Below are 7,017 nucleotides of genomic sequence, written 5' to 3'. Positions count from 1 at the left end.
CTGATCGTCAGCGTAGCTAAGTCGATGCCACTGTGGCGCAGCATCGTGTAGGAGGGACCAACCAGAAAGAACCAGATGATACCCAGCAGGCAGAGGGTCGTAATCAAGGAATCCAGCAGAATCAAGAGAATAGCGCGCTTCAGCTTGAAGCCGCTCAAGATGAAAAGCTGACTGCTGGCCACGAGCAGATAATTGAGCAGGAATGCAACATCGGCCACTGATGGCACAGTGTTGGCCTGTCCTACCCAATCGCGATAGAGGTAGAGCAGACCTCCAAGAACATCGAGTAGCAGAGCGAAGCTGACAAGCGACCAAGCAATCTGGTAGTGGAGCGTCAGGCGCAAGGGGCCATAGCGGCTGCGCCAGGCTGTCAGTGCGGCCTGGGCGGCGGCACCCAGGGCGCAGAGGCTGTACATAGCATCGGCGAAAAGGGCTGTGACCTGGCTACCTCCCAGTCTCAGGGCCATCCAGAGGAGGCTCAGGAGCACAATCAGGGCAGCAGCCACGGTTTCCAGGCTGCTTTCACGAGAAAGCTGCTGAAGAGAGCTGGGCGTTAAGCGCTTCGTGACAACGGTTCTCATCGCTTCTCCCTGCCGTCCTGGCTTGCTTGCGAGATCCCTGCCGGCCCTGCCTCCTGCTGTGCCCACTCACTGGCCGCCTGGCTTGGCTGGCTGGTCGGACAGTCTACTGCGCACGGCAAGCTTGAGCTTGTGGCTGGCAGGCCAGACTAAAGAGTAAGGATGAACATAGTATATCATAGACAGATTTAAGTGGAGCATTTTCCCCAAAGGGATAAGGGAACATTGCGCCAGTAGATGAGCAACTGATCAGGTTATTTGCGGCTCTACCAGTGACCGATGAACAACAATGCTTTTTAGGGAGAAATGGGGGAGGGGAGCAAGAGAGTGGCCTGCCCCGTTCGCTAGAGCCGTCATACGGATCTCAACCTTGCTGAGCGGGGACACACGGGCCTTCCTGCCTCAGCCTGCCCAGCTCCAACTGCCTGGCTAGCCGGGCAGGTGTACGTGGGCGATGGACGAGGTATATGCAGAGGCTCAATCAAAGAAATGTTAGGCGACGGTCCTACTGAGAGAGCTGAGCATGCAGATCTGCCGCCAGGCGCTCCAACTCGCTGCGCTCAGCCGGGCAGCCCTCCCAGCGAAGAAAGACCCGTCCCAGAGCTGTATCGTGAGGGAAACGAGGCAGCAAGTGGAGATGAAAATGGCGTACATGCTGCTGAGCAGCATGGCCGTTCGCCTGAACCAGGCTCAGCCCGGGGCAGTTGCTAGCGCGTCGGATCGCGCGGGCCACATGCACGGTGGCCTGAAAGACCCGAGCTGCCAGCTCGTCATCGAGATCGTAGATGGTCTCGACGTGCTTGCGCGGTGCAACCACAACTTTATAGGGATTCGGCTGCTCCTCACTCAGAAAGGCCACTACCTCATCGCTCTGATAGACAATGTTAGCTTCCACTTTCCCGCTGATCATCTCACAAAAGATGCAGCTCACAGCTGACCGCCTTTCTCGCAACGCCGCCTCATCTGGCGGGGCGTTTCGATTTCACTGAAAAATAACCTGGGCGCCAGGAAGAGAAATGCACAGTTGTAAGCAGAGAAGCCCACTCTTAGCCTGATCCATTAACAGTATACTCTGCGAGTCGTTGTAATGCAATTGCGAGCGAAGCACCAGGCCCTGCCCGCCGCCAGACACAGGCGCCCGCAAGGCGCAGAGGCCAGCGGGCGGGGTCTTGGTGCTGGACGTCTCTCCAAGGGCTAGGGAAGATACTCTGCCACCAATTGGGCCAGATGGAGGACTCGCAGGGGCTTGCCACTGGCGTCGACGCCGCCCCGCAGGTGCATCAGGCAGCCGGGATTATCAGAGACCAGCAGCCTCGCCCCGGTCTCTTCGGCGTGGCTCAGTTTCCTCGCTAGCAGGCGCTCGGCGATCTCGGGATGCTCGATAGAGGTTGAGCCGCCGAAGCCACAACAGACATCGGAGTCCGTCATCTCACGCAGCTCCAGACCGAGCACCTCGCTGATCACCTGGCGCGCCTCTGCGCGCAGGCCCAGACAGTTACATGATTGACATGAATCGTGGTAGGTCACGACGGGCGCGCTTCCCGGGGCGGGACGGCGCAAGGCCGGCAGTCGCTGCTCTGCTACCAGCACACGCAGCAGGAAAGTAGTGAAATCCATGATGCGCTCAGCCAGTGCGCGAGTACGATTGAGCCAGCTCTGCATCTGCAGATCTTCAAAGAGCCGTAGGTAATCCTGGACCAGGGTGACGACGCAGCTTGTTGAAGCGCTGACGATATAGTCAGCGCCGCTCTCATCCAGAGCGTGTTCCAGCATACGCACTGTTTGCTTGGCCATTGTCAGGCCGTGAGCGCGGTCGCCCGAATTGAGGGCTGGCAGGCCACAGCAGTGTTGAGCGCGCGGGAAGACTACACGTAGGCCGCTGCGCTCCAGGATCTGGATGACGGCTTCGCCCATCTCGGGATAGAGGCGGTCGGTCATGCAGCCGGCGAAGTAACAGACCGTCAGCTCACCGGCGCGGTGCGGACGCTGGCGCGCTGCCGCCAGATCGGCACGGACGCCAACGCGATCGCGCAGGGGACGGAGCGCAAAGGCGGGTAGACTGCGCCAGCGTGTCAGCCGGGCGAGCGCCCCCAGGCCAGGCAGGCGCTCAAGAAAGCGCAGATAGCGGTAGCGCACGTAAGGCGTACCCAGCGTGGCCGGCCATTGGCCAAGAGCGGCCAGGCGAGCCAGCAGGTCGAAAAGGCGTGGGCGGGCGAAGGCCGCGAAGATCAGACGCTTGAGCCAGGGCAGCCCCTCGCGAGTTGCCACTCGGCTGCGCACATCCAAAATGAGGGAGGGCAGGGGGATCTCCACCGGACAGACGGTCTCGCAGGCGTTGCAGCTCACGCAGAGGCTTTGCGGACCGGCGGCAGCCTCCAGGCCGTGATGGAAGGGGGTCACTACCAGTCCGATAGCACCGCTGTAGATATAGCCAAAGGCGTGACCGCCTACCTGCTGGTAGGGAGGGCAGATGTTGGCGCAGGCAGCGCAGCGGATGCAGCGTAGGGCCTCCTTGAAACGCGGGTCGGCCCGCATAGCGCTGCGTCCATTATCCAGGAGGACAATATGAACCTCCTTACCGGGTCGGTCCGGTCCCGTAATAAAGGTTGTATAGCTAGTCATGGGCTGGCCAGTGGCGCTGCGTGCCAGCAGGCGGATCTGGGTAATGGCGTCAGCGAAGGTTGGCAGCAGCTTATCGTAGCCCGCCAGTACCACATGCACGGGCGGCAGCGAGGTTACCATGCGCCCATTGCCCTCGTTAGTATTGAGCATGACCGTGCCGCTCTCGGCGATGAGCGCGTTGGCCCCACTGATGCCCATGCCTGCGGTCAAGAAGGCTTGGCGATGCTCGCGGCGAATGACGGCTACCTGCTCTGCCACGTCCTCGCGCGAGATCTCACGCCCGGTAGCACGGCTGAGCACTTCGCCCACCTGCTGACGGGTTTTGTGGATGATGGGCATCACCATATGCGAGGGACGCTCGTGATCGAGTTGGGCCACCCATTCGCCCAAATCGGTTTCGACCGCCTTGATACCTCGCTCCTCTAGATAGTGGTTCAGCTCGATCTCCTCGCTGACCATCGTTTTGGACTTGACAACCAGCGTGATGCCCTTGCGTCGGCAGAGTTCATAAATATAGCGATTGGCGTCCTCAGCGGTACGGGCCTCATAGACCACGGCGCCGGCGGCCTCGGCTCGCTCCTTGAACTGCGCCACCAGCTCCTCCTGGCGGGCAATGGCCTCGTCCTTGGCGGCGCGCAGACGCTGGCGCAGATGGGCGAAGCTATAGTCGGGACCGTACTCCGCCTCCGCTGCGGCGAAGAGGGTCTGACGCGATTGACGCCAACTGGGGGCGAAGCGCTCGAGGGCGCGATGCATATTCTCATCGCCCAAACCCCGTTGCAGGCGCTCCCTGAAGGGGGGCATATTATGGATCAGCGGAACGGCTTCCGCTGCACTGGTCTGGGCGGCGAGAAGCTGGGCGGGTGTCTGGTGTGCATGCTCCTGATGGCTCATCATGCTTGTCCTTTGCTTGCTGGCTGACTAGCTAGCAGAAGAAAGATCGCCCGTGGAGGGCGTAGCGACAACAATCACGTGGAGGGCACGAGGTCCCTGGACGCCGATCGTCAGAGTGCGTTCGATATCGGCGGTACGACTGGGGCCGGTCACCAAAGAAATATAATGCTGCTGCTGGGGTCCCGGGCGGGTCAAGGTTTGCAGCAGAGTGGCGGCCTCATCAAGGAGCGGGACAAGCTGCTCAGCGGAGACCAGGACGAAGTGAGTCAGCGTCAGCATGCCCACAATACGAGCTGCCAACGAATTATCAGCCAAAACGACCGAGCCAGTCTCGGCAATTGCCAGCACAGCACTGGAGAGGCCGGCAGGCGCATCGGCGACCTGTTCGGGGGTCGCTGCTTCCTCCAGGTGGAGGCCGTGCCTCCTCAAAAGCGGCAGAATGGCCCCCCAGGGCTGACAGGAGGCGAAAGCTGGCGGAATGATCAGCCGCTGCTCGGCAAGCGCGGGATGGGTGGCAATGATCCCAGCGGCCTGGGCCAGGTCTTCGGCCCATTGGGCCACACCGCCAGCGGCGCTCAGGCGGCGCTGGAACTGAGCAAACAAAGCAGAACTATTCATCACGGATAACCAGAGATAGAAAGACTCAAGTAGGTAGCGGCAGTTACGAGCTGATGTGAGTCCGAGTAAAGGCACGACCACGCCAGCAGCGGCCCAGAGCTAGCTCTAGCTGGGCGGGCTGCGAAGCACGCGCAGGATAAGCCAGCAGAACAGCCTCATCCAAGGACGGCTAGCAGCCTATTCCCTTCCCCTCATGGCTCAGCGTGCGGCTGGCGTGGCGGGCGATTCCGATGGAACGGAAGAGACCAGGCCGACCGTAGGCCGCACCAGGTCCAGGTACCAGAGTGGCTGACGTTTGCGCAGCAGCGGTTTAGCACGGACCACGTTGCCAGGGATGGTCTCGCGGATGTCGTAGGCCAGCTCACCGGTTAGGGAACCGGCCACATCGCCGGGCACATAGGTTGGCGACAGCGTTGTCGAGCGCCGACCAGTGCGCTGCTCGCGCGTGTCGATCGTCATCAGCATGAGCGTTGACTCCCCCTCCTCAGCAATCACCTCGCGCCAGGGATAGCTAGAGCAGGAAGGCGAGAAGATGCCGCTAAGACCGTTGGCGCGGACCCCGTTGGCCTCGCCACTCCAATTTGCGATCGTCAAGTAGACATGGTGCTCTGCAGCGCGGATGCGCCAGGGCAGGTAATGTAGAGGATCGTAACCCTCGGGCGCCACATGCGGGCCGAAGGGGATCGCTGTCGGACCCAGCCCAATGGGATTGGGGAAATTGAGCAGCGTCGGCGCACAGACTAAATCGCAGCCCTTGCCGGCCAGCACGCGCAGCGTCTCCGGGAAGAGCACATCGTAGCCCGTTGCCAGGCCGATACGCCCTACTGGACTGTCAAACGTCGGTAGGCCCAGATTGCCAGGCGTGGCCCAGCGCCGGTCAGCGCGCGTCAGATGCAACTTGCGATAGATCCCGTGAACACCCTCAGGGTCAAGCAGCAGCACCGTATTATAGTACACAGGCTCGCTGCTTCCATCGATATATCCACATTCGGCGACCCCAATGACAATACTGAGCTGGAACTCGGTAGCCAGAGCGATCAGGGCCTCAGTCTCGGGGCCAGGGATGCGGATGGCGCCGGCGCGCATGCGTTCGGCGAAGTCGGGCTGAGAGGGATCGGCTGGCCCTGGCAGTGTCAGTTCGGGCAAGACTAGCACATCGGGATAGGCTGGCTCATGAACGTGCAACAGCGCGCGTACCAACGATTGCAGGTGCGCAAGCTGCCGCTCTCTGGCAGTGGCAGGGCTGGTCTCTGGGCGCTCCTTTTCGGGGGAAGCGAGCATCTCGTGTAGCTCAAGCTGGACGAAAGCCGCGCAAGAAAGCTGACCGGGTGGCAGCTCACGCGAGTGATAAAGGCCGTGGAAGCGCAGCGGCTCCCACAGATAGGTATTGTGAACCAGCGAGACATACTCACGCGGAAGGCGATCCGCCAGGCGGTCGCCCACAGGTTCCTCGCCATCAGGCCCCCAGCCCTTGGTGCGGCAGCGCTCAAGATCGACCTCCCCGTAAACAATGCCCTCGCCATCGTCGCGGTAAGCCTGGATCGAGCCATCGGGATTCAGGATACAGCTTCCCCCGCTGAACTGTACTCCACGCTCGCGTCCGTAGCGATTAGCGGCGATCAGATAGAGGCCGTTTTCGAAGGCGCGCAGCATCCACCAGCTACTTGGGCACTTCTCATCCAGCCAGCCGCAGGGAAAGAGCAGAACATCGGCCCCGCGCACGGCTGCCAGGCGCGCGGCTTCGAAATACATCGCGTCCATGCAGACCAGGATGGCTAGACGTCCAAGCGGCGTATCCCAGACAGGCAGTCCCAGATCGCCATCGCGGGCCCAACGCGGTTCAGCAATATAGGAATGCAGCTTACGGTACTTGCCAAGGAGGCCTTGGGGAGCGAGCAGCACCGTCGTATTATAGTAGACATCGCTCTCAGGATCGACCTCTGCCAGGCTGAGCGCAATGTAGCAGTGGTAGGTAGCGGCAAGCTCAGCGAAGCGTGCGCAGGTGGGGCCAGGAACCGGCTCCACATAGGGAGCGATTTCCTCGCGCGACTCCCAGCAGTAGCCAGTTGTAGCCAGCTCGGGCAGCACGATCAGTCGCGCACCGTGGCGGGCGGCCTCCTCGACGAGACGCAACAGGTCGCCAATATTCTGCTCCTTCTGGCCCGGCGTAGGTTCGTACTGGATAGCGGCGACCCGGTACCTGGTAAAGGAGGACGCGGATGTACTCATGCTTGCAAGCTCCAGGCGTGATTGAGCAGAGCAAGCGGCGCCCGTGGCGCCGCGCCCACAACCCCTATTATATCAG

Annotated in this window: 4 protein-coding genes and 1 pseudogene; all 5 read right to left on the bottom strand. The window is 61.4% G+C overall.

All coding sequences use genetic code 11. From position 1 onward, the window contains the following. Positions 1-581: pseudogene (locus IRZ24_RS14660) on the bottom strand (hypothetical protein); the annotation flags it as partial. A 502-nt stretch (positions 582-1,083) separates the two neighbouring features. Continuing rightward, complete coding sequence (locus IRZ24_RS14655; RefSeq protein ID WP_297165516.1) at positions 1,084-1,509, bottom strand: HIT family protein; 426 nt, start codon at positions 1,507-1,509, stop codon at positions 1,084-1,086. Positions 1,510-1,772: 263 nt separating this feature from the next. After that, positions 1,773-4,097 carry an LUD domain-containing protein gene (locus tag IRZ24_RS14650; RefSeq protein WP_297165514.1) on the bottom strand — a complete coding sequence of 775 codons (2,325 nt, stop codon included), beginning with the start codon at positions 4,095-4,097 and terminating at the stop codon, positions 1,773-1,775. Positions 4,098-4,121: 24 nt separating this feature from the next. Continuing rightward, complete coding sequence (locus IRZ24_RS14645; RefSeq protein WP_297165512.1) at positions 4,122-4,712, bottom strand: lactate utilization protein; 591 nt, start codon at positions 4,710-4,712, stop codon at positions 4,122-4,124. A 198-nt stretch (positions 4,713-4,910) separates the two neighbouring features. Beyond that, the gene (locus IRZ24_RS14640; RefSeq protein ID WP_297165510.1) at positions 4,911-6,941 is read right to left on the bottom strand and encodes a nitrilase-related carbon-nitrogen hydrolase; all 2,031 of its coding nucleotides are present in this window, start codon (positions 6,939-6,941) and stop codon (positions 4,911-4,913) included. Positions 6,942-7,017: the final 76 nt, after the last annotated feature.

It is taken from the genome of Thermogemmatispora sp. (assembly GCF_019683755.1).
Classification (GTDB): Bacteria; Chloroflexota; Ktedonobacteria; order Ktedonobacterales; family Ktedonobacteraceae; genus Thermogemmatispora.
The sequence above is the reverse complement of the archived record's forward strand: the minus strand, read 5'-3'. Positions and strand labels throughout refer to the sequence as shown.